The following is a 26,955-nucleotide window of genomic DNA, read 5'->3' as shown; positions in this document are numbered from 1 at the left end:
CGGCGCCGGCGCGCCGATCATCGCGGCCAATTCGCCATACAAGACATGCAGCGGGAGCGGCGTGTCGTCGCAGCCGATATACACCGGCGCGACCTGGGGAAGCAGCGCCAGATGCACCACCGCAGAGGCCGCGTCGTCGATATGGATGCGGTTGGCCCAATGCTCGGGCTGGGCGGGGGCGCCGGCCGCGCCGCTGCGCAACCGTTCGATGAGCTGCATGCGGCCCGGACCGTACAGGCCCGCCAGCCGCAGCGCCGTCGCGGAAACCGGCTGGGCGGCCAGCGCGGCCTCGGCCTCGAGCAGCACCTGCCCGTTAAAGCCCTGCGGCGCGGGCGGCGTATCTTCGTCCACCCAGCCGCCGTGATGCTCGCCATACACGGCGCTGGAGGACACGAACACGATGCGCTTCAGGCTGGACGTGTCCAGCGCCTTCAACACGTTGGCCAGACCATCGACAAACACGCCGCGGTACGCCTGCGGATCACGTGCACCGGGCGAGGGCAGGTGGATGAGCCGCGTCACGCCTTGCGGCAGGCCGCCCAGCGTGTCCGGGCGCGTGATGTCGCCTTGCAGCCATTGGATGCCGCTGGCATCGCCGGCAGGCGGGTGGCGGCGCAGCGCATGGACCTCGTCGCCGCGCGCCAGAAAGCGCTGCGCCGCGCGCAGGCCCAAGTCGCCGCAGCCGATCAGAAGTACGCGTTCGCTCATGGTGTCGCTCCAGGCAGTCGGAAAAAAGGCGCCCCGTGGGGCGCCTGGTAGGCAGGCGCGGCGCGCCCGTCGTGTCACATGCCGCTGTAGACCGGCCCTTCGCCGCCTTGCGGCGCCACCCAGACGATGTTCTGCGTGGGGTCCTTGATGTCGCAGGTCTTGCAGTGCACACAGTTCTGCGCATTGATCTGCAAGCGGTCGTCGCCGTGGTCGTCCTTGACGAACTCGTACACGCCGGCCGGGCAGTAGCGCGATTCAGGGCCGCCGTACTTGGCCAGGTTCACCTTTACCGGCACGGACGGATCCTTGAGTGTCAGGTGGACCGGCTCGTTCTCGTCGTGGTTGGTGTTGGAGATGAACACCGAACTGAGCTTGTCGAACGTGAGCTTGCCGTCGGGCTTGGGGTAGTCGATACGCGCGCATTGCGACGCGGGTTGCAGACAGGCGTGGTCGGGCTTGTTGTGGCGCAGCGTCCAGGGCATCTTGCCCTTGAGCAACAGTTGCTCGATGCCGGTCATCAGCGTGGCGACCGTGCGGCCTTTCTTGAACCACTGCTTGAAATTGCGCGCCTTGTTCAGTTCCTCGTGCAGCCAGGACGCTTCGAAGGCCTTGGGGTAGGCGGTCAGCTCGTCCTGGCGGCGGTCGGCAACGATGGCGTCGAATGCCGCTTCGGCGGCCAGCTTGCCCGACTTGATGGCGGCATGGCTGCCCTTGATGCGCGAAGCGTTCAGGAAGCCGGCTTCGCAGCCAGCCAGCACGCCGCCCGGGAACGTGAGCTTGGGCAGGGCCAGCAGGCCGCCGGCCGTGATGGCGCGGGCGCCGTAGGCGATGCGCTTGCCGCCCTCGAACGTACCGCGGATGGCCGGGTGCGTCTTGTAGCGCTGGAATTCGTCGAAGGGGGACAGCCACGGATTGGCGTAGTCCAGGCCGACGATCATGCCCACGGCCACCAGGTTGTTGTCCAGGTGATAGAGGAAGGAGCCGCCGTAGGTGTCGGCGTCCAGCGGCCAGCCGGCGGTGTGGACCACAAGGCCGGGCTTGGATTGGGCCGGATCGACTTCCCACATTTCCTTGATGCCGATGCCGTAGGACTGCGGATTGCGGCCGTCATCCAGCTTGAAGCGTTCGATGAGCTGGCGGCCAAGCTGGCCGCGCGAGCCTTCGCTGAAGACCGTGTAGCGGGCATGCAGTTCCATGCCGGGCTGGTAGTGGTCGGTGTGGCTGCCGTCGCGGGCCACGCCCATGTCGCCGGTGGCCACACCGCGGACGGCGCCGTTTTCGTCGTACAGCACTTCAACGGCCGCAAAACCGGGGAAGATGTCCACGCCCAGCGCTTCGGCCTGCTCGCCCATCCATTTGACGACGTCGCCCAGACGGACGATGTAGTTGCCTTCGTTGTGGAAGCACGGCGGCAGCAGCCAGTTTGGCGTGGCGCGCGCGCCGGTCTCGGACAGGAACAGGAACTTGTCCTGCGTGACGGGCACGTTCAGCGGCGCGCCTTTCTCTTTCCAGTCGGGGATGAGTTCGGTCAGCGCCAGCGGATCCATGACGGCGCCGGACAGGATGTGCGCGCCAAGTTCCGCGCCTTTCTCAAGGACGCAGACGCCGATCTCCTGATTCTTCTCAGCGGCCAGCTGCTTCAGACGGATTGCTGTGGCCAGGCCGGCGGGACCACCGCCAACCACGACCACGTCATATTCCATCGACTCGCGTTCAGACATTGCAAAGCTCCCCGTATGTATTCCATATATGGCTGGAAGTATTATCGGCGATTGTATTGCAGGCGAGGGTCCTGTACCCCTTCGCATTTCTTTTAGCCTTCAGGAGTTATTGGTGAACCCGGACAACCTGTCTGCGCGGCTGCTTTCGGTGGGCGACACCCATCAGCTCGAATTGCCTTTGCGCTGGGGCGATTCAGACGCCTTGAACCATCTGAACAACACGCTGTATTTCCGCCTCATGGAAGAGGCCCGCATGCAGATTCTGTATAACGCGGGCTTCAAGCTGCCGGCCGACGATGGCGCGATCCTGGCGCACGCGTCGTGCGATTTCCTGCGTCCGCTGACGTATCCGGCCACTGTCCGCGTGACCCACAAGGTGACGCGCATCGGCCGCTCCAGCGCCGAATTTGAGCTGTTGCTCGATAAGGTTGGCGACGACGCCGGCCCCTACGCGCGCGGCCGAAACGTGCTGGTATGGATGGATTACGTGGCCAATACGTCCGCGCCGTGGCCGCCCGAAGTCCTGGCGCAGATGGCCACGCAGTTCAGGCCGGCCCAGTGAGCGCGCGCGGCCGCGGGTCGCGCTCCGGCCAAAATAGCGCGTGCTTTGGCCAGTCATGCCGGTAAAATCTAGCGCAAAATCAGAAAAGCAATGAGGGCGCGCCACCCTCGGCGCCGCCGCTTCACGGAAATCGGGCCTCGCCGCGATGCCCGCGTAGCTGCCGCCAACAGCCGCGCCCCAAGGAAAGACAGGGCCTGTCCCGCATTCCCGTTTTTTCCGGGACCCGCGTAAGCCTGACGGCAAACGGGGTAGCGGCGGGACGGGCTCACTTTGTTTAGACCTTAACTAGGAGTTGGAGCGATGGACAAGGTTTATGCAAGCGCCCAGGAGGCGCTGGCAGGCATCGTCAAGGACGGTCAGATGATCGCCGTGGGCGGTTTCGGCCTGTGCGGTATCCCCGAGGCGCTGATCGCCGCGCTGCGCGATTCGGGCGTCAAGGATCTCACCTGCATCAGCAACAACGCGGGCGTCGACGGATTTGGCCTGGGCCAACTGCTCAACACGCGTCAGGTGCGCAAGATGATCGCGTCCTACGTCGGCGAGAACAAGGAATTCGAACGCCAGTACCTGTCTGGCGAGCTCGAGCTTGAATTCACGCCGCAAGGCACGCTGGCCGAAAAGCTGCGCGCCGGCGGCGCCGGCATTCCGGCATTCTTCACCCGCACCGGCGTCGGCACCATCGTGGCCGATGGCAAGGAAATCCGTGAGTTCGACGGGCATCAGTACGTGATGGAACGTTCGCTGGTGCCGGACGTGTCGCTGGTCAAGGCGCACATCGCCGACCGCAGCGGCAACCTGGTGTTCCGCAAGACCGCGCGCAACTTCAATCCGAACGTCGCCATGGCGGGCAAGTTCACGGTCGTCGAAGTCGAACAGATCGTCGACACCGGCAGCCTGGACCCGGATCAGATCCACCTGCCCGGCATCTATGTGCAACGGATCGTGGTGAACGCCACGCCCGAAAAGCGCATCGAACAACGCACCACTCGCCCGGCCTAAGGAGAAGACGACATGGCATGGTCCCGCGATGAAATGGCGGCACGCGCCGCGCGCGAGCTGCAAGACGGCTTTTATGTGAACCTGGGCATCGGCCTGCCCACGCTGGTCGCCAACCACGTCCCCGCGGGCGTGGAAGTGTGGCTGCAATCCGAAAACGGCCTGCTGGGCATCGGCCCGTTCCCCACCGACGATCAGGTCGACGCCGACCTCATCAACGCCGGCAAGCAGACGGTCACGACGCTGCCGGGCTCGTCGATCTTCTCGTCGGCCGACTCGTTTGCGATGATCCGCGGCGGCAAGATCAACCTGGCGATCCTGGGCGCGATGCAGGTCTCCGAAAAGGGCGACCTGGCCAACTGGATGATCCCGGGCAAGATGGTCAAGGGCATGGGCGGCGCAATGGACCTGGTGGCCGGCGTTGGCCGCGTGGTCGTGCTGATGGAACACGTGGCCAAGAAGAAGGACGGCTCGGAAGACATCAAGCTGCTGCCCGAATGCAACCTGCCGCTGACCGGCGTGGGCGTGGTGGACCTCATCATCACCGACCTGGGCGTGATGGAAGTCACCGAAAACGGCCTGAAGCTGCTGGAAACGGCGCCTGGCGTGACGGTGGACGAAATCAAGTCCAAGACGGCGGCGAAGCTGGACGTGTCTGCGGTGCAGTAGGCCGCACTCCGCTTCACCCCGCATGAACTGACCCCCGAAGGTTGGACGAGATCCGGCCTTCGGGGGTCTTTTTGCGTGGCGAGGGGACTGTCCGCCAATCGCCTCGCGCTGTCAAAGGCTGGCCAGTTCACGACTGTGGTTTCCGACTTTTCTTATTGAGTGGCGGTCTGCGATACGTAGACTCAAGCGCACCCGAAAAATGTCAGGAGCCGCAGCATGGCAGGACGCGCCGTTGTTCGAATCGGTGACAAGACATCGCACGGGGGGACCGTGACGCAGGGATTCCCCCAGTACACGATCGAGGGCAGGTAGGCCGCGCTTGATGTCTGGAAGCGGAAACCCCAACAAAATCATCCGCAGAACGGCCCATGGCCGGCGAGCGCGGACGACGTGACGGATCACATTTCCATCAAGCTGGGAATCGATCTATACCGGGCGACCAAGCCTCACGAACTGACCGCACGCATCCTTCTCCAACGCGTCAGCGCGGTGCCTTTGCCCTGGGGGTATGGAAAGGACGTCGCGAAAGAACCGCACACATGCAGAAGAGAACCGAGAAATTGACGTCGCGCCGTGCGGTCAGATGGGCCGCAATCCTTCTATGTGCGGCGCCAATAATCTGGGTGCTGTTCCTGTACTTCTGCCGGCCGGTGGTCGCATTGCACTATGCGCAGGATGCACAGGCTGAGCTTCTTGTCTTCTTCAACGACAATCACGACACGACCCGATTTCTTCTTACGCCGGGGCAGTCTGTTTCGTCACCGACCGCGATGTTTCCGGCATCGGATATGTGGATGTTGATCTCGTTCCCTCGCGAAAAGGGCGACGCCCTGGAGATCTCGAAGCCGTTTAGCCGAATCGATGTTTACGTCGCCGCGGGCGGAAAAATCGATCGTACGGAGATCCGCCAAGGCTTCTTTGCGCGGTTTCTTGAGCCCGGCGGCTGACGCGGTGACCGCCGAATGTGTTTCGGCGGTTCAGGCCGATTCACTCAGCAGCATCCCCACATGCGGGATGCCATCCTCCACGTATTCCTCAGTGACCGGCACAAAGCCGTGGCCGCCGTAATAGCCCTTGAGCCGCGCCTGCGCGCCCAGATAGACCGGCTGATCCGGCCACAACCGCTGCACTTCTTCCTTGGCGCGACGCATCAGTTCATGGCCCAGCCCGGTGCCGCGGGCGGCGGGGGCGGTGATCACCCGGCCGATGATGGCGCGGCCGTCGTTCAGGGCCGGCTCCAGCAGGCGGCAATAGGCCACCAGCTCGCCCTCGTGCCTCGCCATCAGGTGATGCGTCTGCCCCTGCAGGTCCTTGCCGTCCATGTCCAGAAACACGCAGTGCTGTTCCACCACGAATACCTCGGAGCGCAGCCGCAGGATGGCGTAAAGCTCGGCAGGGGTCAGGTCGGCGTGGGGCTTGCAGGTCCAGGCGGGCGTCATGCGGGTCATTCCAGATAGCGGGACAAGGTGGGCAATTCTGTAAGGGCACCAAGGGTAACGCAACCCGGCCCCGATTTTAGATCCGGACTGTTACATCTATTCACGGGTATACCCTTAGTATGAAAATCTATTTTCTTAACTAAAATTTGTGTGTAAACAGATTTACATAAACCCGCCGTCTGAATTCCACCACGCTGTTCGATGACCAAGTCCGCCATTACGATCGCTGATCGGATCGCCCGGGCCCAGCCCGCGCTGAGCCGGACCCAGCACAAGATGGCCGAGTACGTGCTGGCGCACCAGTTCCGCGCCGCCACCATGACCATCGACGAGTTCGCCGCGGCGGTGGGCGTGTCGGTCGCCACGGCCAACCGCTTTGCGCGCGCCCTGGATCTGCCGGGCTACCCGCAGTTCCGCGCCGAACTGGCCCGGGGTTTCGAAGCCGCGCTGGAACCCGTCGAAAAGCTGCGCACTGAACTGGCGCATTCCGCCAGCGCCGTCCAGATCTTCGCCGCGACGCTCGAAGAAGACATCCGCAACGCGCAGCGCAACCTGCAGGCCCTGGATTCGGACGCCTGTGAAAAGGCGGTCGACACGATCCTGGCCGCCGAACGCGTCTTCATCATCGGTTTCGGCGCCAGCGGGTTCCTCGCGGGCCTCCTGCAGCGCGGCCTGTGCATGCATCTGCATTCGGTCGAATCGCTGGCCGGTCCCGGGGGCGTATCGCACGCGGCGCGGCAGATGTCGCGCATGACCAGCAAAGACCTGGTGATCGCCATCGGCTTTCCGCGTTATCTCGCCGACACCGTGACGCTGGCCGGCGCGGCCAAGCAGGCCGGCGTGCCGGTGCTGGTGCTGACGGACAAGCCCACGTCGCCGCTGGCGCCCACGGCATCCGTCGTGCTGTATGCGTTCTCGGCGCGCCAGCTCATTCCCAATTCTGAAACCGCCGCGCTCGGGCTCATCGAAGCCCTGTCCGCGGCGGTGGCCTATCGCGCCAAAAATTCCGTCGCGGCCGCCGCTGGGGTGACCCAGTCCGTCATGCCGTGGCTCATACATGGAGTAGGTAAACGATGATTCAGCCCGTGATTGCCATTCACGGCGGCGCCGGCGCGATGTCCCGCGCGGCCATGTCTCCCGAGAAAGAACAGGAATACCTGGCGGCCCTGGAGTCCATCCTGACCGCCGGCCAAGCCGTGCTGGCCAAGGGCGGCAGCGCCCTGGACGCCGTCACCGAGGCCGTGCGCCTGCTCGAGGATTGCCCGCTGTTCAACGCCGGCCACGGCGCCGTGTTCACCAGCGCCGGCACCCATGAGCTGGACGCCGCCATCATGGACGGCGCCACGCTGCGTTCGGGCGCCATCGCCAACGTGAACCGCGTGCGCAACCCGATCTTTGCCGCGCGCAAGGTCATGGAAAACAGCAAGCACGTGTTCTTCGTGGGCGAGGGCGCGGAAGCGTTCGCCACCCAGGAAGGGCTGGAGCTTGTCGACCCGTCGTACTTTTCGACCGAAGCCCGCCGCGAGCAACTGCTGCGCGTGCAGCGCGAGACGCCGGACGCCGCCGTGCTGGATCACGACGGCCAGGCCATGGTCGCGCGCGGCCAGCCCGCGCCCGCCGACCCGCTGGACGCCGACACGAAGTTCGGCACTGTGGGCGCCGTGGCTGTCGATGCGCAGGGCAATCTGGCCGCCGCCACCTCCACTGGCGGCATCACCAACAAGCAGGTCGGCCGCGTGGGCGATGCGCCCCTGATCGGCGCCGGCACCTATGCCAGCAACAAGACCTGCGCCGTGTCCACCACGGGCACGGGCGAAATGTTCATCCGCATGGTTGCCGCGTACGACGTGGCGGCCCAGATGGAATACTGCGGCGCCTCGCTGGAAGCAGCGGCGGACCGCGTCGTGATGGAAAAACTGCCCACCATCGGCGGCAAGGGCGGCCTGGTGGCCGTCGACGCCCAGGGCAATGTGGCCTTGCCGTTCAACACGGAAGGCATGTACCGGGGTTACGCCCGCGTTGGCGAGAAGCCGGTAACCGCCATCTACCGATGAGCGGCGGCGGTTTGGATCAGTATTTATTTTGGGAATGAGAAGAGATGGTTGATCGCGCAAACAGCCTGGCGCTGCCGGATAACCGCGTGGTCCAGGTCGACGACCTGACGGTGCGCTTCGTGGGTTCCGAGCGGACGGTCGAAGCCGTGCGCAACCTGTCGTTCCATGTGGACCGGGGCGAGACCCTGGCCATCGTGGGTGAATCGGGTTCGGGCAAATCGGTGACGTCGCTGGCGCTGATGCGTCTGGTGGAACATGGCGGCGGGCGCATCGCCCAGGGTCGCATGGCCCTGCGCCGCCGCAACGGTTCCGTGATCGACCTGGCCAATTCCAGCCAGCGCGTCATGCGCGACGTGCGCGGCGCCGACATGGCAATGATTTTCCAGGAGCCGATGACCTCCTTGAACCCGGTGTTCACGGCCGGCGATCAGATCGCCGAATCGATCCGCGAGCACCAGGGCATGGACAGCGCCTCGGCGCGCGCCGAAGCGCTGCGCATGCTGGAACAGGTCCGCATTCCCGAAGCCAAATCGGTGCTGGACCGCTACCCGCATCAACTGTCGGGCGGCATGCGCCAGCGCGTCATGATCGCCATGGCGCTGGCCTGCAAGCCGGCGCTGCTGATCGCCGACGAGCCGACCACCGCACTGGACGTGACCATCCAGGCGCAGATCCTGCAACTCATCCGCCAGCTTCAGGAAGAGATGCACATGGGCGTGGTGTTCATCACCCACGACATGGGCGTGGTGGCCGAAGTGGCCGACCGCGTGCTGGTCATGTTCCGCGGCGACAAGGTCGAGGAAGGCCCGTCGGACCAGGTGTTCGCCGCGCCCCGGCACAGCTACACGAAGGCGCTGCTGTCGGCGGTGCCGAAGCTGGGCGCCATGCAGGGCACGGACCTGCCCGCGCGCTTCCCGCTGCTGCAGGTCGAAGGCCAGGCCCAGCCCGTGGCCGAACCCGGCGCCGTCAGCACGCAGGAAGTGCCCAACGCCAAGCGCGAACCCATCCTGAGCGTGCGCAACCTGGTGACGCGTTTTGACCTGCGCGGCGGCATCCTGAGCCGCGTGCAGCGCCGTGTGCACGCCGTGGAAAAGGTCAGCTTCGACCTGTTCCCCGGCGAGACCCTGTCGCTGGTCGGCGAATCCGGCTGCGGCAAGTCCACGACCGGCCGCTCGCTGCTGCGCCTGGTCGAAAGCCAGGGCGGCGAGATCCGCTTTGGCGGCCGCGACATCGTGCGTCTGAAGAACACCGAACTGCAATCCCTGCGCCGCGACATTCAGTTCGTGTTCCAGGACCCGTTTGCATCGCTGGATCCGCGCGTGACCGTGGGCTTCTCGATCATGGAGCCGCTGCTCGTGCACGGCGTGGCCAAGGGCAAGGATGCCGAGCGCCGCGTTGCCGAACTGCTCGAGCGCGTGGGCCTGCCGCCGGAAATGGCGCAGCGCTACCCGCACGAATTCTCGGGCGGCCAGCGCCAGCGCATCTGCATTGCGCGCGCCCTGGCCCTGAACCCGAAGGTCGTGATCGCGGACGAATCCGTGTCGGCCCTGGACGTGTCGATCCAGGCGCAGATCGTGAACCTGCTGATCGACCTGCAGCGCGACATGGGCATTTCGTTCCTGTTCATCTCGCACGACATGGCCGTGGTCGAACGCGTCAGCCACCGCGTGGCGGTGATGTACCTGGGCCAGATCGTCGAGATCGGTCCGCGCCGCGCGATCTTCGAGAATCCCCAGCATCCCTACACCAAGAAGCTGATGTCGGCCGTGCCGATCGCCGATCCGGCGCGCCGTCACCTGAAGCGCACCTTGCTGTCCGATGAAATCCCCAGCCCGATCCGCAAACTGAACGACGAACCGGTGGTGCAGCCGCTGGTGCAGGTCGGTACGGATCATTTTGTAGCCCGCCATCCCGTCGGCGGCGCGTATTGACTCAGTAGTTGACCTTTTTTTGGAACCAGGAGTTGCAATGATGAAAGTTCTGCGCCCCACCAAGCTGATGGCCGCTGCCGCGCTGGCCTTCGGCGTGCTCGCCGCGCCGATGGCCCATGCCGCCAAGGACGTGACGTTCGCCGTTTCCATCGCGCTGGAAACGCTTGATCCCTACAACACCAACAGCACGCTGAACCAGGCGGCTGGCAAGGCCTACTACGAAGGCCTGTTCGAGTTCGACAAGGACCTGAAGGTGCAGAAGGTCCTGGCGACCGACTACACGGTCAGCGAAGACGGCCTGGTCTACACGTTCAAGCTGCGTCCCGGCGTGAAGTTCCACGACGGCACCGACTTCAACGCCGAAGCGGTCAAGATCAACTTCGATCGTCCGGCCAACCCGGACAACCGCCTGTCGCGCTACATCCAGTTCAGCGTCATCGAGAAGACCGAAGTGGTCGATCCGATGACCGTCAAGATCACGCTGAAGAAGCCGTTCTCGGCCTTCATCAACGCGCTGGCCCACCCGGCCGCCATGATGATCTCGCCCGCTGCCCTGGCCAAGTACGGCAAGGAAATCGGCTTTCACCCGGTCGGCACGGGCCCGTTCGAATTCGTCGAATGGAAGCCGGCTGAATACCTGAAGGTCAAGAAGTTCGACGGTTACTGGAAGAAGGGCTACCCGAAGGTCGACACGCTGACCTTCCGCACCGTCACCGACAACAACACCCGCGCCGCCGTGGTGCAGACGGGTGAAGCGCACTTCGCCTTCCCGGTGCCGTTCGAGCAGGCCGCCGTGCTGAAGAAGAACGAAAAGCTGGACGTGGTCGATCACAAGAACTCGATCATGGCCCGCTACCTGTCGATGAACACGCAGCAAAAGCCGTTCGACAACGTCAAGGTGCGTGAAGCCATCAACTACGCCATCAACAAGGACGCCCTGGCCAAGGTCGCGTTCTCGGGCTACGCCACCGTCATCGACGGCGTCGTGCCGCAAGGCGTGGACTATGCGCACAAGATCGGCGCATGGCCCTACGACATCAAGAAGGCCAAGGCCCTGCTGGCCGAAGCCGGCTACCCCAACGGCTTCGAAAGCACGCTGTGGTCCGCCTATAACGACGGCACCTCGGTGAAGGTCGTTCAGTTCCTGCAGCAGCAGCTCGCCCAGGTCGGCATCAAGGTTTCCGTCGAAGTTCTGGAATCCGGCCAGCGCGTGCAGCGCGTCCAACAGGTGCAAAAGCCTGAAGACGCCAAGGTCCGCATGTACTACGCCGGCTGGTCGTCCTCGACCGGTGAAGCCGACTGGGGCCTGCGTCCGCTGCTGACCACCGCCGCGTTCCCGCCGGTGCTGAACAACGTGTCGTACTACTCGAACAAGACGGTTGACGAAGGCGTCCAGCAAGCGCTGGCCACGACGGACCGCGAGAAGAAGACCGAGATCTACAAGAACGTTCAGGAAACCATCTGGAAGGACGCCCCGTGGGCCTTCTTGGTGACCCAGAACAACCTGTACGTCAAGTCGAAGAACCTGTCGGGCGTGTACGTGGAACCGGACACCTCGTTCTGGTTCGGCGACATCGACCTGAAGCAGTAAACCAAGCAGTAACTCTCGGGGCCTTCGGGCCCTTGTAAGGCCACATACGGCGGGGACGCGGTGTCCCCGCCGATGTTGCAGGAATTTCAATGCTGACCTACATCGTCAAACGTCTTTTGGGCATGATCCCCACGCTGCTGCTGGTAGCGGTGGTCGTGTTCCTGTTTGTGCACATGCTTCCGGGCGACCCGGCGCGGCTGGCCGCTGGCCCCGAGGCCGACCAGCAAACCGTCGAGCTCGTGCGCAAGGAACTTGGGCTGGATCTGCCCCTGCCGCAGCAGTTCGTGCGCTACTTCAGCCACATGCTGCAGGGCGACCTCGGGACCTCGCTGCGCACCAAGCGCCCCGTCTCGACCGAAATCGCCGAGCGCTTCATGCCCACCCTGTGGCTCACCCTTGCGAGCATGGTGTGGTCAGTCGGCTTCGGCATGATCATCGGCATCGTGTCGGCCGTATGGCGCAATCGCTGGCCCGACCGTCTTGGCATGACGCTGGCGGTGTCCGGCATCTCGTTCCCCGCGTTTGCGCTGGGCATGATGCTGATGCAGATTTTCTCGGTGAACCTGGGCTGGCTCCCCACCGTGGGCGCGTCGACCTGGCAACACTACATTCTTCCTTCCATCACGCTGGGCGCCGCCGTGGCCGCCGTGATGGCGCGTTTCACGCGGGCCTCGTTTGTGGAAGTCGTGCAGGAAGACTTCGTGCGCACCGCCCGCGCCAAGGGCTTGTCCGAGCGCCGCGTGATCATCAAGCACGCGCTTCGCAACGCGCTGATTCCCGTCGTGACCATGATGGGCCTGCAGTTCGGGTTCCTCCTGGGCGGCTCGATCGTGGTCGAGACCGTGTTCAACTGGCCCGGCCTCGGCCGCCTGCTGGTGGACGCCGTGACCCAGCGCGACTATCCGGTGATCCAGGGTCTCGTGCTGCTGTTCTCGCTGGAATTCATCCTGATCAACCTGATTGTCGACGTGCTGTATGGCGTCATCAATCCCAGCATCCGTTACAAGTGAGGCGGCCATGAGCAATACGACACCCGCCGCGACCATCGCCGCCGTCCCCAAGAACGACGTGCGCACGCCCGCCACCGAGTTCTGGCGCAAGTTCAAGAAGCAGAAGCTTGCCGTCGGCGCGGGCCTCTTCGTCCTGCTGCTGGTCATCGTTGCGGTCTTCGCGCCGTGGATCGTGCCGTACGACCCGGAGAACTTCTTCGACTACGACGCGCTGAATGCCAGCCCGTCGCTGACGCACTGGCTGGGCGTGGATTCGCTGGGCCGCGACATCTTCAGCCGCATCATCATGGGCGCGCGCATCTCGCTGGCCGCCGGCTTCCTGTCGGTCGCCATGGGCGCCATCGTCGGCACGTTCATGGGCCTGATGGCCGGCTACTACGAAGGCTGGTGGGAACGCATCACGATGCGCATCTCCGACGTGCTGCTGGCCTTCCCCGGCATGCTGCTGGCCATCGGCGTGGTTGCCATCCTGGGATCCAGCATGGTCAACGTGATCGTGGCCGTCGCCGTGTTCAGCGTGCCCGCGTTTGCCCGCCTGGTGCGCGGCAACACGCTGTCGATCAAGCAGATGACCTACGTCGAAGCCGTCAAGAGCGTGGGGGCGTCCGACTGGACGATCATCATGCGCCACATCCTGCCCGGCACGATCTCGCCGATCGTGGTGTACGGCACGATGCGGATCGGCACCTCGATCATCACCGCGGCCAGCCTGTCGTTCCTGGGCATGGGCGCATCGCCTCCCACGCCGGAGTGGGGCGCGATGCTGAACGAAGCGCGCGCCGACATGGTTATCGCACCGCACGTCGCGATCTTCCCGGCGCTGGCGATCTTCCTGACGGTGCTGGCGTTCAACCTGCTGGGCGACGGCCTGCGCGACGCGCTCGATCCCAAGATCGACCGCAAGTAAACCTGCCGCCGGGCCTTCTTGGGAGGGCCGGCGTGGAGGGCGATTTTTCCGCCGCCGCCTCCGTCCGCCACGCGCTTGCCAGCGCGTGTCCCGGACCCAGGGTGGCGGCGTTTTGCATTCTGGAGCGTGGCGACACGTAGACGAACATGGACAAACAAGCGCTGGACATTCCCCGTATCGGCGTGCTGCCGCCGGGGCCGCTGGACTCGATCTGCGACGTGGGCGACGTCACCGTCGGCCATTGCACGCTGGCCGAGGGTCCGCTGCAGACCGGCGTGACGGTCGTGCGCCCGCACGGCGGCGATCTCTTTCTGGACAAGACGCCGGCCGCTGCCACCGTGCTGAACGGCTTCGGCAAGAGCACGGGCCTGGTTCAGGTGCAGGAACTGGGCGTGCTGGAGACGCCGATCGGACTGACCAACACGTTCGGGGTGGGCACCGTGGCCAATGCGCAGATACGCGCGGCGGTCGCGGCCAACCCCGGCATCGGCCGCGGCATGGCCACCGTGAACCCGCTGGTCTTCGAGTGCAACGACGGCTACCTGAACGACATCCAGGCGATGGCGGTTCAGGAATCGCATTACGGCGAGGCGCTGGCCGCCGCGGGCAAGCAGTTCGCGCAGGGCGCCGTGGGCGCCGGCCGGGGCATGTCCAGTTTCTCGTTCAAGGGCGGCATCGGCTCGGCCTCGCGCGTCGTGCAGATCAAGGACGGACCGCAGTACACCGTGGGGGCGCTGGTGCTGTCGAATTTCGGCCGCCTGCCCAACCTGACGGTGGCGGGCAGGCCGTTCGGCCGCCGCCTGGCGAGCCAGCTCGACCAAGGGCTGGCGCAGCAAGGCGAGAACGCCGTGATCGCGCCCGAGAAGGGCTCGATCATCCTGCTGGTGGCCACCGATGCGCCGCTGGATTCGCGCCAGTTGCGCCGTCTGTCGCTGCGCGCCGGCGCGGGGCTGGCGCGCACCGGCTCGGTGTTTGGCCACGGCAGCGGCGACATTGCGCTGGCGTTTTCCACGGCATACACGATTCCGCAACTGGCCGAATCGGCCATGCCCGCGATCGCGATGCTGCACGAGGCCCGCATCGATCCGCTGTTCGAGGCCGCCGCCGAAGCCTGCGAACAGGCCATCATCGCCGCGCTGTGGCACGCCGAGGGCGTGACCGGACGCGACGGCCATCACCGCGATTCCATCCGCCACGCCGCGCCCGACTGGCGCCAGTGGCTGTCCGATACCGAATTCTGAATATCCTGAAGGCCCACTCATGAAGATCCTGATTTCCACCGATATCGAAGGCGTCGCCGGCGTCTTTCACCCCGAGCAGGTCCGCGCCGGCAACGGCGAATACGAGCGCGCCCGCGCCTGGATGACGGCCGAGGCCAACGCGGCCGTGCAGGGCGCCATCGCGGGCGGCGCTGAAGAAATTCTGGTCAACGATTCGCACGGGGGCTTTCGCAACCTGCTGCCCGACGGCCTGGACGAGCGCGCCCGCCTGGTGCTGGGCAAGCCGCGTTACCTGGGCATGATGGGCGGGCTGGAAGAGGCGTGCGACGCCGTCTTCATGATCGGCTACCACTCGCGCTCGCAAGGGCGCGGCATTCTGGCCCACACGATCAACAGCTTCGCGTTCGCGCGCGTCGTCATCAACGGCATGGAACTGGGCGAAGCGGGCCTGTACGGCGCGCTGGCCGGTGAATTGGGCGTGCCCGTTATCCTGGGCACCGGCGACGACGTGTTCATCGAGGAAACCCGCGACACCTTCCCCGGCGCCGAGTGGGTGCAGACCAAGGTCGCGCACGGGCAGGGCAGTGGCGTCACCCTGTCGCCCGCCGCGTCGCGCCGCGCGATTGCCGCGGCCGCCGAAACCGCCGTGCGCAATTACAAACGGGGCGGCGACAAGAAAGCCGTTCCTTTCGTCATTCCCGCGCCTATAGAATGCCGGTTGCAGACGCAGAGCGCGGCGCTGGCCGACCTGTTCTGCATGTGGCCCACGCTCGAACGCGTGGACGGCGTCACCTTGCGATTCACCACGGATAGCATGCAGTCCGCCATCCGTACGCTGAACAGCCTGGGCGCCATGTCTTTCATGTTGCGCTAAGGATCCCATCTCTCATGTCTAGCACCGACGCCCGTATTGCCCAATTGCGGCAGGCCATGAGCCGCCGCGGTCTGACCGCCTATGTCGTTCCTTCCTCGGACCCGCACCTGTCCGAATACCTGCCGTCCCGCTGGCAGGGGCGGCGCTGGCTGTCGGGCTTTACGGGCTCGGTGGGCACGCTGGTGGTGACGGCGGACTTCGCCGGCCTGTGGGTGGATAGCCGTTACTGGGTGCAGGCCGAAGCGCAGCTTGCCGGCACCGGCGTGCAGTTGATGAAGATCGCGCTGGCCACGACGCCGGGGCACGTCGACTGGCTGGCCGCCAATACCGGCGCGGGCGACGTCATCGGGGTCGATGGACAGGTGCTGGGCCTGGGCGCCTTCCGCGCCTTGTCCGCCGCCGCGGCCACGTCCGGCGCCGTGCTGGAAATCCGCGAAGACCTGCTGGACGCGGTCTGGACCGATCGCGCGGGCCTGCCGGACGCCAGAATCTACGAACACGTGGCGCCCGAAGCCTGCGTGACCCGTGCCGACAAACTGGCCCAGGTGCGCGACGCCATGCGCAAGCACGGCGCCGATGTGCATTTCATTTCGACGCTCGACGACATCGCCTGGCTGTTCAACCTGCGTGGCGCGGACGTGGATTACAACCCGGTCTTCGTCGCGCACGCGCTGCTGGGTCTGGACCACGCCACGCTCTTCGTTGCCGGCGGAAAGATCGATGACGCCCTGCGCGCCATCCTGGCCGCCGACGGCGTCGAAGTGGCGGACTATGCCCAGGCGGCGGACGCGCTGGCCTCGCTGGAACAGGACCAGAAGCTGCTGATCGATCCGGCCCGCGTCACCTGCGGCGTGTTCCATGTCATGGACCCCGCCGTGCCGCGCGTGGAAGCCATCAACCCGTCCACGCTGCTCAAGTCGCGCAAGACCGACGCGGAGCTTGCCAACGTACGCCAGGCGATGGCGCAGGACGGCGCCGCGCTGTGCGAATTCTTCGCCTGGTTCGAAGGCGCGCTGGGCAAGGAAACCATCACCGAGCTGACCATCGACGAGCAGATCACGGCCGCCCGCGCGCGCCGTCCCGCCTACGTCTGCCCCAGCTTCGCCACCATTGCCGGCTTCAATGCCAATGGCGCCATGCCGCATTACCGCGCCACGCCCGAATCGCACGCCACGATCGAAGGCGACGGCCTGCTGCTCATCGACTCGGGCGGCCAGTACCGGGGCGGCACCACCGACATCACGCGCGTGGTTGCGGTGGGCACGCCCAGCGCGGACCAGAAGGTCGATTTCACGCTGGTGCTCAAGGGCATGATCGCGCTGTCGCGCGCGTCGTTCCCGCGCGGCACGCCGTCGCCCATGCTGGACGCCATCGCGCGCGCACCCATCTGGGAAGGCGGCGCGGAATACGGCCACGGTACGGGTCACGGCGTGGGCTATTTCCTGAACGTGCACGAAGGCCCGCAGGTCATCTCGTACCGCGCGATGCCGGGCCCGCACACGGCCATGGAACCGGGCATGATCACGTCGAACGAGCCGGGCATCTACCGCCCGGGCCGCTGGGGTGTGCGTATTGAGAACCTGGTCGCCAACCGCAGCTGGCTGACCTCGGAACTGGGTGAATTCCTCTGCTTCGAGACGCTGACGATGTGCCCGATCGACACGCGCTGCATCGAGCCCTCGCTGATGCGCGAGGACGAGATCGACTGGTTGAACGACTATCACAAGACGGTGTTCGAGCGACTGTCGCCGCTGGTTGAGGGCGAGGCGCTGGCGTGGCTGACGCTGCGTTGCGCGGCGATCTGACATAGCGGCATTGCCGGCGGCGCCGGCGCAATGCAAAAGGCCACGGCGCATGACGCCGTGGCCTTTTTTTCATGGCGCGCCGCTGGGGGCTATTGTGCGGACTCGCCTTGATTGCGGTGGAGCATGCGCGCGGCCACGAGGCAACCCAGCGACAGCAACGCGCCGTAGGCCAGCAGCACCAAGGCGGCGGCCGCCGGCGATTGGGCGGCCCATGCCAACTGGTCCCAGGTCATGGACTTGAGGACGACGAACCCCAAGCAGAGGCCCAACACCTGGGCGAACCAGAACGCAAGGCTGCCCAGCGCGACGGCGCGGCCGATGCCGGGACGTTCAAACGGGCGGGGCAGCACCTTCAGGCACACGAGCGTGACCAGCGCCAGCAGCACGATGGGCAACACCCAATAGCCCAGCGCGTACTCGGCCCATCCCGCTTCCAGCGTCTGCATCTGCAAAAAGCCGCCGAGCATGATGGAGACGCTGGTCTGCCAGATCAGGACGGTCAGGCCGCAGATCCATGCCACATGCCGCCGCGTCAGCGTGACGCCGGCGCCGGCGCCGGGGCCGGCGGGCCCTGCCGTCCATGCGGCAATGCGCAGCGCCAGCCAGATGCCGATGACCTCCAGCACGATCGTGACGGCGCGGATCATCACGTTGATGGCGATTGACCGGCCCACGATGCCCAGGCCGAACGCTTCCTCAAGCCAGGAGCCGCCCTTGAGCGTGCCAATCATGAGCACGTTCTGCGCAATGCCTACGCCGCTGGACAGGCACAGCGTGTAGAGCGCCTGCAGGGCCAGGAACGTAGCCAGCATCCTGCCGGGCTGATTCACGGTCGCGGCATCGTGCCGGGCGAGCCAGTGGCGCGTCGTGCACCAGGCGGTCAGGCCCACGACCAGCAGGGTCGACGCCAGGGTGGCCAGCAGCGGGGCCAGCACCGGCGGCTGCATGTAGCTTGCGCGGATCTGATCGCCGTAAGGCAACGGCGTCATCAACGTGTAGGCCTGCACCAGCACGGTATAGGCCAGCCGCAGCAGAACGGCGGCGACAGCGATGCGCCAGGCGAGGGAATAGGCGGGACGGGAAGAGTCGGTCATCGGCGCGAGGGCAAAGGACGGAGGGCGCAGCCGTGAGGGCAGCGGTTCAAAAATAGGGAGCGACCATAGCACGGCCGCCCCGCAGGGCTCATGCAAGGTCCTTGCCGAGTGCAGCCAATTGTTACCCGCACGGTGCTAGGGGAAAACCCAAACAAGTCGCGCCGCCCGGCTATAATCCAAATTTCCCGCACGCGCCCGCTCGTCCCGGGTGCTCATTACGATGACCAAATACGTATTTGTCACCGGCGGTGTGGTGTCTTCCCTGGGCAAGGGCATCGCCGCTGCGTCGCTTGCTGCCATCCTCGAGTCGCGTGGTTTGCAGGTCACCATGCTGAAGCTCGACCCCTACATCAACGTCGATCCGGGCACGATGAGCCCCTTCCAGCACGGTGAAGTGTTCGTCACTGAAGACGGCGCCGAAACCGACCTGGACCTGGGCCACTACGAGCGCTTCATTTCAGCTCGCATGCACAAGGTGAACAACTTCACCACCGGACAGATTTACGAATCCGTGCTGCGCAAGGAGCGCCGTGGCGACTATCTGGGCAAGACTGTCCAGGTGATTCCCCACATCACGAATGAAATCCAGGACTTCATCGCCCGTGGCGCCGAAGCCGGCTGGAATGGCAACACCGACGTTGCCATCGTCGAAATCGGCGGCACGGTCGGCGACATCGAGTCGCTGCCGTTCCTCGAGGCCGCCCGCCAGATGAGCCTGCGCATGGGCCGCAACAACGCGGCCTTCGTGCACCTGACGCTCGTGCCCTTCATCGCCTCCGCCGGCGAACTGAAGACCAAGCCCACGCAGCACTCGGTGCAGAAGCTGCGCGAAATCGGCATCTACCCGAACGCACTGCTGTGCCGCGCCGACCGCCGCATTCCGGACGACGAGCGCGCCAAGATCTCGATGTTCTCGAACGTGCCCCTGGACGCGGTCATTTCCGTCTGGGACGCCGACTCCATCTACAAGATTCCCGCCATGCTGCACAAGCAAGGCGTGGACAACATCGTCTGCGAAGCCCTGGGCCTGACCCCGCCGCCGGCCGATCTGTCCATGTGGGACAACCTGGTCGAGGCGCTGGAACATCCCGAGCACCAGCTCACCATCGGCATGGTCGGCAAGTACGTCGACCTGACCGAGTCGTACAAGTCGCTGACGGAAGCCCTGGTTCACGCCGGCATCCACACGCGCTCGAAGATCAACATCGAGTACATCGACTCGGAAGACATCGAAACCCGCGGCACCGACCAGTTGAAGCACCTGGACGCCATCCTGGTTCCGGGCGGCTTCGGCAAGCGCGGCACCGAGGGCAAGATCGCCGCCATCCGCTACGCCCGTGAAAACGGCGTGCCGTACCTGGGCATCTGCCTGGGCATGCAGCTGGCGGTCATCGAATTCGCCCGTCACGTCGCCGGTCTGGGCGGCGCCAACAGCACGGAATTCGACCCGTCCGCACCGCACCCGGTGGTTGCACTCATCACCGAATGGATGGACCGCGAAGGCAAGGTCGAAAAGCGCGACAACTCGTCCGACCTGGGCGGCACCATGCGCAAGGGCGCGCAACGCGTGCCGATCAAGGCCGGCACCCGCGCGCAGACCATCTACGGCGACGAAGTGAACGAACGTCACCGCCATCGCTACGAGGTCAACAACGTTTACGTGCCGCGCCTGGAAGAATCCGGCATGGTGATCAGCGCCCGCACGCCGACCGAGAACCTGCCCGAAATGATGGAACTGCCCAACCACCCGTGGTTCGTCGGCGTTCAGTTCCACCCGGAGTTCACGTCCACCCCGCGCGACGGCCATCCGCTGTTCTCCAGCTACATCCGCGCCGCCATCGAGCAGAAGGCTCGCCGCGGCCAGGAGGCCTGATGCGTGTCCGCGGTCCTGAGTTCCGTAAGCGGATCCTCGGGGCCGCGGGCCGATTCCCCAGCGCCGCCCTATACGGCGGCGCTTCTTTCGGATACAACCGATTAGCATCGGATATGCGTCGCCCGTGCGCCTTGCGCGACACTGGCGGCGGCGCCGTATCCGGCGTCAGCCCCCCATCAACGCAACTGCTCTGAAGGAACCCCATGAGTGCTTATCTCATCGCCGACGTCAAAGTGACCAAGCCCGCGCAGTACGAGGACTACAAGCGTCTGTCCACGCTCGCCATGCGCGCGTACGATGCCAAGATCCTGGTGCGCGGCGGCGAATCCAAGCACCTTGAGGGGCGTGAACCCGGCCGCACCGTGGTCATGGAATTTCCGTCCATGGCTGCGGCGCAGGCGTTCTACGACTCCTGGCAGTACCGCCGTGCCCGCAATGCCCGCGAAGGCGCGGCCGTCATGAATATGTTTATCGTTCAGGGAATGTAAAGTCATGAGTGCAATCGTCGACATCATCGGCCGCGAGATTCTGGATTCGCGCGGCAACCCCACCGTGGAATGCGATGTGCTGCTGGAATCCGGCGCCATGGGCCGTGCGGCCGTGCCGTCGGGCGCATCCACCGGCGCCCGCGAAGCCATCGAGCTTCGCGACGGCGACAAGGGCCGTTATCTGGGCAAGGGCGTGCTGCGCGCCGTTGAAAACCTCAATACCGAAATCTCCGAAGCCCTGATGGGCCTGGACGCCCAGGAACAGACGTTCGTCGATCGCACCCTGATCGAACTGGACGGCACCGAGTCCAAGGAACGCCTGGGCGCCAACGCCATCCTGGCAGCCAGCATGGCCGTGGCCCGCGCCGCCGCCGACGAATCGGGCCTGTCCCTGTACCGCTATTTCGGCGGCAGCGGCCCCATGAGCATGCCCGTCCCGATGATGAACGTCATCAACGGCGGCGCGCACGCCAACAACACCCTCGACCTGCAGGAACTGATGATCCTGCCGGTGGGCGCAGGCAGCTTCCGCGAAGCCCTGCGTTGGGGCGCCGAAGTCTTCCATATGCTCAAGAAGCTGATCCACGGCCAGGGCATGTCCACCGCCGTGGGCGACGAGGGCGGTTTCGCGCCCAACGTTCCCAGCCACGAAGCCGCCATCCAGCTCATCCTGAAGGCCATCACCGAAGCCGGCTACGAGCCGGGCACGCAGATCGCCTTGGGCCTGGACTGCGCCAGCTCCGAGTTCTACCGCGACGGCAAGTACACGCTGGCCGGCGAAGGAGGCATCTCGCTGTCCTCGCAAGAGTTCACTAACCTCCTGGCCACGTGGTGCGACAAGTACCCGATCATCTCCATCGAAGACGGCATGGCCGAAAACGACTGGGAAGGCTGGAAGCTCCTGACCGACCAGCTCGGCAAGAAGGTTCAGCTGGTGGGCGACGACCTGTTCGTCACCAACACCAAGATCCTGCGTGAAGGCATCCAGAAGGGCGTCGCCAACTCGATCCTCATCAAGATCAACCAGATCGGCACGCTGACCGAAACGTTTGCCGCCATCGAAATGGCCAAGCGCGCCGGTTACACCGCCGTCGTGTCGCACCGTTCGGGCGAAACCGAAGACTCGACCATCGCCGACATCGCCGTGGCGACCAACGCGATGCAGATCAAGACCGGCTCGCTGTCGCGCTCGGATCGCATGGCCAAGTACAACCAGCTCCTGCGCATCGAAGAAGAGCTGGCTGAAGTGGCGTCGTACCCCGGCCTGGAAGCTTTCTACAACCTGCGTTGATAAGAAGCGCGGCCCCGGCGTCTTGCCAGGGTCGCATCCACGCCACGACAGTTGAGGTTCCCGCGTATGCGCCTGTTGTTCCTGGTGCTGTTCGTGCTGCTAGGCCTGATCCAATACCCGCTGTGGCTGGGTAAGGGCGGCTGGTTCAAGGTCTGGGATCTGCAACGCCAGGTGGCTGAGCAGCGCGAGACCAATGAAGGCCTGCGCGCGCGCAATGCCGCCCTTGAGGCCGAAGTGCGGGATCTGGAAGGCGGATCCGGCGCCATCGAGGAGCGGGCGCGCGGGGAGCTGGGCATGATGCGGGATGGCGAAGTGTTCGTGCACATCCTGCCCCAGAATACCCAGCCTCCCGCCGGCGCCTCGCTTTCCGCCGAAGCGCCGCCCAAGCCAGCCGTAGCCGGCACCCCCGCGCGCGCGAACGCGCCGGCTGCCCGGCCCGCGTCGGCAGCGCCCACGACCCGGCCTGCTTCGACAGCGGCCACACCACGGCCTGCGGCGGCGACGCCTGCCAGACCTGCCGCCACGTCCGGCGCCAACAATTCCAATTCCACCGCCCGGCAGTGATGCCTGGCGGTTTTTTTTGACCTGGTAGCGTCCTGGCCTAACCGGGGCCGCAGCGCAACTGCCGGCATTCCCCATACACCACGCCTTCCGGATATGGCCGCTTGCGAGCCCAGTCGACCGGATGCGTGTGCATTTCGTGTTCCAGTTCGACCACGATGGGCAGCAGGCCCTTGGTCAGCGCGTGGCCGGTGTAGGTGCCATCCTGCTGACTCAGCATGATCAGCAGCGCCCGCAACGGCGGCAGCAGCGGTTTGTGCAGATACGTCAGCCTTAGCTTGAGCGTATTGGCCAGGAATATGTCCTGGCCGCCCGGGCGTGACGGGCGGCGGGCATGTTGCAGATCCTGGTAGCTGTTGTCGATGGCCCGCAGGCCAGGCGCGGCAGCCACCAGCAGGCCTGGGCGTGCGTGCTCGCGGAACGACTGGGCATCCGGCCGTAGCACTTCAATGCGCCAGGGTGCGGCCCCCGTCAACCTCTTCAGTTCTGCCATCGCGCCATCCCGCCGTTCAATGGCGCCGGCCGGGCCGTTGGCGTTCGCATGTAGCGGCAGCAGCGCTTGCAGGAAGGCCGCGCGCAGGCGGGCCGGGTCGCCGTGGCCCGTGGCGCCGGCGCGAGCCGCTTCCATCAACGCCAGATGCGCCATCTGGCGCGCGCCGTGCCACCGCGCGGCGTCGACGCACAGCAGACCCAGCAGCAGCACGATGGCGCCGGCCACGGCGAACTCGAGGGCGGCGGCCCCGTGCTGCCTGCGGGCGGCCAGGAAGGCGCAAGGAAAAATAAAGGCGGTCATGGCTGCGCAGTGTGGCGCGACCATGACCGCCTGTCGATGAGGGCAATCCGGTGTGACAAAACCGTTCCGGCGGGCTTGCCGCCGGGACGCATCAATGCACGGTGGGAGGTTCTTCTCCGGACGACGTCTGGCTCGCCGAGAACAGCGCCGCACAGTCGACCGTGTCGAACTTGTAGGGCTTGCCGCAGAAATCGCAGGCCACGTCGACCTGCCCGCGCTCTTCCAGGATGCTGTCGACTTCGGCTTCGCCCAGCGAGCGCAGCATGTTGGCCACGCGCTCGCGCGTGCACGGACAGTGCCAGCTCACGGGCTGCGGGTCGAAGGCGATAAGCGTTTCTTCCCAGAACAGGCGGTGAATCAGCGTGTCGATGTCGGTGGCCAGGATTTCGTCGCGTTTGAGCGTGCCGGCCAGGGCGTTGATGCGGTCCCAGGTCTCGGCAGCGACCTGCTCGGTCAGGGCGCGGTCCGTTTCTCCGCCGCCGTGGTGCGGCAGGCGCTGGACCAGCATGCCCGCAGCGTGGTCGGCGTTGGCGGACAGCCACAGGCGCGTATCGAGTTGCTCGGAGGCCTTCATGTAGTGTTGCAGGGCCTCGGCGACGGTATTGCCTTCAAGCGGCACGATGCCTTGGTAGGCCTGCTGGCCGGGCAGCTTGCGCTGCGGGTCCAGCACGACAATGAAGCGTCCATTGCCGCCGGGATTCAACAGGCTTTGCATGTCGCCGGTGGTGGGCACCTCGTGGCCTTCGCGCATCTTGACGGTGGCGCGCAGGCTGAGATCCGAGCGGCAGTCCACCACCAGCAGGGCGATGGGGCCGTCGCCCTGGATCTGGAGCACCAGCGAGCCATCGAACTTGATGTTGGCGGCGAGCAGGGTGGATGCCGCCACCAGTTCACCGAGCAGGTTGGTGATGGCGGGCGGGTAGTCGTGGTTGGCCTGCACGGCCTTCCAGGTGTCAGACAGGCGCACCGCTTGGACGCGGACGCTGCGGTCTTCGGTAAGGTATTTTTTGAGCTGATCGGTCATAGCGGAATGTTAGCCGATCGCAAGGGGGTATTCCCCCTGCTGTCAGAGGGGTTGCGGCGGCTGCCGGGGCGCTGCGGGCCGCCGTTGCCCGCGCCGTCAGCCCAGACGCTTCAAGGCCGTCTTGTACTGTTGGCCGCGCGCCACGTAATGGGCGGTGTTCTTGTGCATGTTGGCAATTTCCTCGGCGGAGAGCTCCCGCACGATCTTGCCGATGCCGATGACCAGCGAATTGTCAGGAATGACCCGATCTTCGGGGATGATGGCTCCGGCGCCGATCAGGCAGTTGCGGCCGATGACGGCGTTGTTCAGGACGATGGCCTGCATGCCCACCAGGGCGCCTTCGTGGATGGTACAGCCGTGCAGCATGGCCTGGTGGCCGACGGTGACGTTCGGGCCGATGGTCATGGGACAGTCCGAGTCCACGTGCAGGACGCTGGATTCCTGGATATTGGTGCCTTCGCGGATCAGGATGAGGTCGTTGTCACCGCGGATCGACACGTGCGACCAGATGCTGACGCCGGCTTCCAGCGTGACGTTGCCGATGATGTCGGCGCTGTCGGCCACGTAGGCCTGCGGGTCGATGCGGGGAATCAGGTCGCCCAGTTGGTAGATGGCCATGCTAAGTCTCCGTTGTCGGCGCTGGGGCGGCAACGGGCGCGCCAACGTCGGTCTGGGGCGCGCTGGCCTGCGCGCGTTCTTCTTCGCGCAACCGCAGGATGCGCCGCTGGATCTTGCCCGTGGTGGTCATGGGCAGTTCGTCCACGTATTCGATTTCCTTCGGGTATTCGTACGGCGCCAGGCGCTCGCGCACGTGTTCCTGCAGGTTTTCGGTGATGTCGCTACGGTCCCGGTGGGCAAATTCCGGCGTCAGCACCACGAAGGCCTTGACCACCGCGCCGCGCTCGGCGTCCGGCTTGGGCACCACCGCGGCATTGGCCACGGCCGGGTGGCCGACAAGGCAGCTTTCAATTTCTCCGGGGCCGATCCGGTAGCCGGCCGACTTGAACACGTCATCGGCGCGGCCGGCGTACCAGAGGTAACCGTCCTCATCGACCGTGGCAAGGTCGCCGGTCAGGCACCAGTCGCCCTTGAACTTGGCCAGCGTGGCGGCCTCGTTGCGCCAGTAGCCCAGGAACATCACGGGGTCGGGAAAGCCGTGGATGTCCAGCCGGTTGACCGCGATCTCGCCCGTGGCGCCCGGCGCGACAGGCGCGCCGTCGTCGTCCAGTACCGCCACGTTGTGGCCGGGATACGGGCGGCCCATGGAGCCGGGCTTGGCGGGCCAGCGCTTGTTGCTGTTGCCCACCACATAATTCATTTCGGTCTGGCCGAACATTTCGTTGGGCGTGACGCCCAGCGCCGTCTGGCACCAGTCGAACACGGTCTCGCCCACGCTTTCGCCCGCGCTCATGATGGAACGCAGGGCAAGCTGGTAGCGCTGGCGGGGTTCCGGCACCGCCTTCATCATCATCTTCAGCGCGGTGGGGAACAGGAACGTATTGGTGACCTGATAGCGTTCCAGCAGCTCGAAGGCGCGTTCCACGGAGAAGCGCCCGCGCGTGCCGACGATGGGGTGGCCGAAGTACAGCGTGGGCAGCAGGGCGTCCATCATGCCGCCGGTCCAGGCCCAGTCGGCGGGCGACCAGAACACGTCGGCGGGCTTGGGAAACCAGTCCTGCGAAGCCACGAAGCCCGGCAGGTTGCCGATCAGCACGCTATGGGGCAGCAGCGCGCCCTTGGGAGCGCCGGTGGTTCCGGACGTATAAAGCAGAATGGCCGGATCCGACGAGCGGGTCTGCACGGCCTTGAAATCATTGGGTTGGCGGGCCAGCAGGCTGCGCCACGGCAGCACGCGCTCGTCCGCGAAGCCGATGCCGATGACCTGCTGAAGGGCAGGACAGTGTTCGGTGACAGCCAGCAGATTGGCGCTGGAGGCGTGGTCGACGATGGCGACGCGGGCTTCGGCGTCGCACAGACGGCTTTGCAGCGCCTCGGGCCCGAAGAGCGCCGACAGGGGCAGAACCACCGCGCCCACACTGTAGATGGCCATGTGGGCAACCACGGTTTCCGGGCGTTGCCCCAAAACCACACCGACCCGGTCGCCCTTGCCCACGCCCATTTTCACCAGGCCGTTGGCCAGTTGATTGGCGGCTTCCGCCAGCCGGGCGAAGGTCCAGACCTCGCGGTTGCCGGATTCATCTTCGTAGTAGATGGCAATGCGCCGCGCATCCGGACTGCTGGATGCCCAGCGGTGGCAGCACGCTTCCGCGATGTTGAACTGGGTGGGCACCAGCCAGCGGAATGATTGGTAGAGCGCCTGATATTGGTCGTTCATGGCCCTATG

General features: G+C 65.5%; 25 protein-coding genes. 17 read left to right on the top strand and 8 right to left on the bottom strand.

Annotated features, from left to right (window positions below):
• Together AC6LJW_RS23115 and AC6LJW_RS23110 are read right to left on the bottom strand one after the other, a co-directional pair.
• The coding region (locus AC6LJW_RS23115) for an NAD-dependent epimerase/dehydratase family protein (protein WP_498088344.1) at window positions 1-708 on the bottom strand (708 nt) is incomplete at its 3' end.
• A gap of 74 nt (window positions 709-782) precedes the next feature.
• Window positions 783-2,429, bottom strand: coding sequence for an electron transfer flavoprotein-ubiquinone oxidoreductase (locus AC6LJW_RS23110; protein ID WP_056567951.1), 1,647 nt, complete (start codon window positions 2,427-2,429; stop codon window positions 783-785).
• A gap of 112 nt (window positions 2,430-2,541) precedes the next feature.
• On the opposite strand from AC6LJW_RS23110, the gene AC6LJW_RS23105 reads away from it, so the two are divergent.
• The 4 genes from AC6LJW_RS23105 (at window position 2,542) to AC6LJW_RS23090 (ending at window position 5,603) form a co-directional block, all read left to right on the top strand.
• A complete protein-coding gene (locus tag AC6LJW_RS23105; RefSeq protein ID WP_498088343.1) occupies window positions 2,542-2,991 on the top strand; it encodes an acyl-CoA thioesterase in 450 nt (149 codons plus the stop codon).
• Between the two features lie 300 nt (window positions 2,992-3,291).
• Window positions 3,292-3,990 (top strand): CoA transferase subunit A, encoded by a 699-nt coding sequence (locus AC6LJW_RS23100; protein WP_056567945.1) that lies wholly within the window; start codon window positions 3,292-3,294, stop codon window positions 3,988-3,990.
• Between the two features lie 12 nt (window positions 3,991-4,002).
• Window positions 4,003-4,656, top strand: a complete 654-nt coding sequence (locus tag AC6LJW_RS23095; protein WP_056567942.1) for a CoA transferase subunit B — start codon at window positions 4,003-4,005, stop codon at window positions 4,654-4,656.
• Window positions 4,657-5,195: 539 nt separating this feature from the next.
• Window positions 5,196-5,603: a hypothetical protein gene (locus tag AC6LJW_RS23090; RefSeq protein WP_056567936.1), complete on the top strand. Its 408-nt coding sequence runs from the start codon at window positions 5,196-5,198 to the stop codon at window positions 5,601-5,603.
• 30 nt (window positions 5,604-5,633) lie between these two features.
• Here AC6LJW_RS23090 and AC6LJW_RS23085 read toward each other — a convergent pair whose 3' ends face one another.
• Window positions 5,634-6,095, bottom strand: coding sequence for a GNAT family N-acetyltransferase (locus AC6LJW_RS23085; RefSeq protein WP_498088342.1), 462 nt, complete (start codon window positions 6,093-6,095; stop codon window positions 5,634-5,636).
• A 201-nt stretch (window positions 6,096-6,296) separates the two neighbouring features.
• Here AC6LJW_RS23085 and AC6LJW_RS23080 point away from each other — a divergent pair, with 201 nt between their 5' ends.
• From AC6LJW_RS23080 to AC6LJW_RS23040, 9 genes are all read left to right on the top strand, one after another.
• Window positions 6,297-7,172 (top strand): MurR/RpiR family transcriptional regulator, encoded by an 876-nt coding sequence (locus AC6LJW_RS23080; protein ID WP_056567930.1) that lies wholly within the window; start codon window positions 6,297-6,299, stop codon window positions 7,170-7,172.
• Window positions 7,169-8,149: an isoaspartyl peptidase/L-asparaginase family protein gene (locus AC6LJW_RS23075; RefSeq protein ID WP_498088341.1), complete on the top strand. Its 981-nt coding sequence runs from the start codon at window positions 7,169-7,171 to the stop codon at window positions 8,147-8,149. Before AC6LJW_RS23080 ends, AC6LJW_RS23075 begins: the two co-directional genes overlap by 4 nt.
• Before the next feature lie 44 nt (window positions 8,150-8,193).
• Window positions 8,194-10,080 (top strand): dipeptide ABC transporter ATP-binding protein, encoded by a 1,887-nt coding sequence (locus AC6LJW_RS23070; RefSeq protein WP_056567924.1) that lies wholly within the window; start codon window positions 8,194-8,196, stop codon window positions 10,078-10,080.
• A 37-nt stretch (window positions 10,081-10,117) separates the two neighbouring features.
• Window positions 10,118-11,671 (top strand): glutathione ABC transporter substrate-binding protein GsiB, encoded by a 1,554-nt coding sequence (gene gsiB / locus AC6LJW_RS23065; RefSeq protein WP_056567921.1) that lies wholly within the window; start codon window positions 10,118-10,120, stop codon window positions 11,669-11,671.
• Window positions 11,672-11,760: 89 nt separating this feature from the next.
• Window positions 11,761-12,681, top strand: a complete 921-nt coding sequence (gene gsiC, locus AC6LJW_RS23060; protein ID WP_056567918.1) for a glutathione ABC transporter permease GsiC — start codon at window positions 11,761-11,763, stop codon at window positions 12,679-12,681.
• Window positions 12,682-12,688: 7 nt separating this feature from the next.
• Complete coding sequence (gene gsiD / locus AC6LJW_RS23055) at window positions 12,689-13,588, top strand: glutathione ABC transporter permease GsiD (protein WP_056567915.1); 900 nt, start codon at window positions 12,689-12,691, stop codon at window positions 13,586-13,588.
• 146 nt (window positions 13,589-13,734) lie between these two features.
• A complete protein-coding gene (locus AC6LJW_RS23050) occupies window positions 13,735-14,829 on the top strand; it encodes a DmpA family aminopeptidase (RefSeq protein ID WP_056567913.1) in 1,095 nt (364 codons plus the stop codon).
• Window positions 14,830-14,848: 19 nt separating this feature from the next.
• On the top strand, window positions 14,849-15,682 hold the full coding sequence (locus AC6LJW_RS23045; protein ID WP_427985819.1) for a M55 family metallopeptidase: 834 nt from the start codon (window positions 14,849-14,851) through the stop codon (window positions 15,680-15,682).
• Window positions 15,683-15,696: 14 nt separating this feature from the next.
• Window positions 15,697-17,487: an aminopeptidase P family protein gene (locus AC6LJW_RS23040; protein WP_498088340.1), complete on the top strand. Its 1,791-nt coding sequence runs from the start codon at window positions 15,697-15,699 to the stop codon at window positions 17,485-17,487.
• An 89-nt stretch (window positions 17,488-17,576) separates the two neighbouring features.
• On the opposite strand, the gene AC6LJW_RS23035 is transcribed toward AC6LJW_RS23040, so the two are convergent.
• Window positions 17,577-18,581 (bottom strand): hypothetical protein, encoded by a 1,005-nt coding sequence (locus tag AC6LJW_RS23035; protein WP_498088339.1) that lies wholly within the window; start codon window positions 18,579-18,581, stop codon window positions 17,577-17,579.
• A 220-nt stretch (window positions 18,582-18,801) separates the two neighbouring features.
• On the opposite strand from AC6LJW_RS23035, the gene pyrG reads away from it, so the two are divergent.
• The 4 genes from pyrG to ftsB all read left to right on the top strand — a co-directional run bounded on the left by pyrG (window position 18,802) and on the right by ftsB (window position 22,797).
• The gene (gene pyrG, locus AC6LJW_RS23030) at window positions 18,802-20,454 is read left to right on the top strand and encodes a CTP synthase (protein ID WP_056567903.1); all 1,653 of its coding nucleotides are present in this window, start codon (window positions 18,802-18,804) and stop codon (window positions 20,452-20,454) included.
• Between the two features lie 203 nt (window positions 20,455-20,657).
• The gene (locus AC6LJW_RS23025; RefSeq protein WP_056322046.1) at window positions 20,658-20,942 is read left to right on the top strand and encodes a DUF1330 domain-containing protein; all 285 of its coding nucleotides are present in this window, start codon (window positions 20,658-20,660) and stop codon (window positions 20,940-20,942) included.
• Window positions 20,943-20,946: 4 nt separating this feature from the next.
• Window positions 20,947-22,233: a phosphopyruvate hydratase gene (gene eno, locus AC6LJW_RS23020; RefSeq protein ID WP_054429546.1), complete on the top strand. Its 1,287-nt coding sequence runs from the start codon at window positions 20,947-20,949 to the stop codon at window positions 22,231-22,233.
• Between the two features lie 66 nt (window positions 22,234-22,299).
• Entirely contained in the window at window positions 22,300-22,797 is a 498-nt protein-coding gene (ftsB, locus tag AC6LJW_RS23015) for a cell division protein FtsB (RefSeq protein WP_427985826.1), read from the top strand.
• Window positions 22,798-22,834: 37 nt separating this feature from the next.
• Here the strand turns inward: ftsB and AC6LJW_RS23010 are convergent, their stop codons facing one another.
• From AC6LJW_RS23010 to AC6LJW_RS22995, 4 genes are all read right to left on the bottom strand, one after another.
• Window positions 22,835-23,587 carry a TadE/TadG family type IV pilus assembly protein gene (locus tag AC6LJW_RS23010; RefSeq protein WP_427985829.1) on the bottom strand — a complete coding sequence of 251 codons (753 nt, stop codon included), beginning with the start codon at window positions 23,585-23,587 and terminating at the stop codon, window positions 22,835-22,837.
• Window positions 23,588-23,678: 91 nt separating this feature from the next.
• On the bottom strand, window positions 23,679-24,611 hold the full coding sequence (hslO, locus tag AC6LJW_RS23005; protein ID WP_056567895.1) for an Hsp33 family molecular chaperone HslO: 933 nt from the start codon (window positions 24,609-24,611) through the stop codon (window positions 23,679-23,681).
• Window positions 24,612-24,707: 96 nt separating this feature from the next.
• Window positions 24,708-25,229 carry a gamma carbonic anhydrase family protein gene (locus AC6LJW_RS23000; RefSeq protein ID WP_056567892.1) on the bottom strand — a complete coding sequence of 174 codons (522 nt, stop codon included), beginning with the start codon at window positions 25,227-25,229 and terminating at the stop codon, window positions 24,708-24,710.
• A 1-nt stretch (window position 25,230) separates the two neighbouring features.
• On the bottom strand, window positions 25,231-26,946 hold the full coding sequence (locus AC6LJW_RS22995) for an acetate--CoA ligase (protein ID WP_056567889.1): 1,716 nt from the start codon (window positions 26,944-26,946) through the stop codon (window positions 25,231-25,233).
• Between the last annotated feature and the right edge of the window lie 9 nt (window positions 26,947-26,955).

The sequence above is a fragment of the Achromobacter sp. 1012554356 genome (assembly GCF_059760815.1).
The sequence above is the reverse complement of the archived record's forward strand: the minus strand, read 5'-3'. Positions and strand labels throughout refer to the sequence as shown.